Genomic DNA, 1,103 nt, shown 5'->3' with positions numbered 1-1,103 from the left:
CAAAGGTTTTGGCTGCTTATAATCACTGTCCATTACCGCTTCACGCCCTTCACGCATAAAAGTATTCACAAAGCTGACAAAGATATTGCCTTCATTAGCTGTATTAAAGTTAAGGTTTGACTTGGCTGATGTATAAGGCAAAAACATCTCTTCCTGCAATTCACCATTTTCAGTATTAATGCTATATAACCGGACTACAAGCATATTAGGGGCATGACCATACTCAATATATTCATAGCGGTCTGCTGAAACTTTTCCTTTTAAATAGCTATAGACATATTTTTTCTCTCGATCGAAAATTAGGACTGGTAGCGGACTTAAAAAGATTATATAACCCGCCATGCCGGTAAAAACACCCAAAATTAACGTGAAAATTATAAAAGCAACGTCCATACCTCCAACTTTATTGACATGCCCCCCCCATAAATAATAATCGACAAAGAAAACTCCAAAGCTCTTATTGCCTTCACCGTAAAATGGTCTAAGTTCCTTAACTTGTTTAGTCAATAGTATATTTTTTTCTTTAGAAAGATTATAATGTTTCTCATACATTGAAATGGTGCTAACAAAAGTATTGTAAGATTTTATGTTTCTATTTATTAATGCACTAAAAATTACTATAAAACAAACTAAAATAACCAGAAAAAAGCTCATTGCCCCAACATCGCGTTTTCCTCGATTAACATTCGCAATGGCAAATTTTTTAGCATTAATTTCATCAATAAAGGTTAGCTCTTCAAGCTCAACATTATTTTGGTAACGCTCGTGATTAGATACAAAACTTTGTTTCTTGGCACGGTCAAAACTGGATTTTAATGTCATGTGTTTTTTGACAAAGGCAACTATTCCCATTATATCTTTTCCTCATTAATAAAGCCCAGAGTACAATTAGCTTCATCTAACGCTTTTTCACTGTCGATATACCGCATCGGTGGTAGAGGTGACTCAATTTTGCAAATGAAATCATCCTTATAATCATTCGATTCTTTAAAGCTAACATACTGACTAATAATAGTATTCACTCATTCTTTATTGTTTTAACCCCATTGATTACAACACTCCGCTCAAGATACTTTTTTTACTGCTTGCTTAATCCACTGCGG

The 1,103-nt window shown here is 34.1% G+C and carries 1 protein-coding gene; it reads right to left on the bottom strand.

Going from position 1 to position 1,103, the window contains the following annotated elements; all coding sequences use genetic code 11:
• A partial coding sequence (locus tag PR709_RS10850) for a hypothetical protein (protein WP_272570889.1) occupies nucleotides 1–852 on the bottom strand: 852 nt, incomplete at its 3' end.
• Between the last annotated feature and the right edge of the window lie 251 nt (nucleotides 853–1,103).

Origin of the sequence: Providencia sp. PROV267 (assembly GCF_028477825.1) — a bacterium.
In the GTDB taxonomy this organism is placed as follows: domain Bacteria; phylum Pseudomonadota; class Gammaproteobacteria; order Enterobacterales; family Enterobacteriaceae; genus Providencia; species Providencia stuartii.
Note: the sequence above shows the minus strand (reverse complement) of the source record. Positions and strands in the feature narration are given on the sequence as shown.